This is a genomic window from Caulobacter sp. 10L414, assembly GCF_056395525.1.
Genome location: NZ_JBFTJR010000136.1, coordinates 1 through 558 on the forward strand (window position 1 = coordinate 1; position 558 = coordinate 558).

General features: G+C 66.8%; 1 protein-coding gene. It reads left to right on the plus strand.

The features are described from left to right. The coding region (locus tag AC1DCG_RS25085) for an ATP-binding protein (RefSeq protein WP_477041750.1) at nucleotides 1-558 on the plus strand (558 nt) is incomplete at both ends.

Below are 558 nucleotides of genomic sequence, written 5' to 3' on the forward strand. Positions count from 1 at the left end.
GGGCATCCGCGTGGCCTGGAGCCGCAAGGACGTCGAGGAGGGCTTCCCGGCCGTGCGGGCCGAGGCCGCCGGCGCCTTCGGCGACGACCGCATCTTCATCGAGAAGTTCATCGAAAGCCCCCGGCACATCGAGATCCAGGTGCTGGGCGACAAGCACGGCAACGTCGTGCACCTGTTCGAGCGCGAATGCTCGATCCAGCGGCGAAACCAGAAGGTCATCGAGGAGGCGCCGTCCCCGCTGCTCGATCCAGAGACCCGCGCGGCCATGGGCGCCCAGGCCGTCGCTCTCGCCAAGGCGGTCGCTTACGACAGCGCCGGCACCGTCGAGTTCGTCGCCGGCCAGGACAAGAGCTTCTACTTCCTGGAGATGAACACCCGCCTGCAGGTCGAGCACCCGGTCACCGAGCTGATCACCGGCCTTGATCTGGTCGAGCAGATGATCCGCTCGGCCTACGGCGAGAAGCTCGCCTTCGGTCAGGCCGATCTGGCCATCAACGGCTGGGCGATCGAGAGCCGGATCTACGCCGAGGATCCCTACCGCAAGTTCCTGCCCAGCAT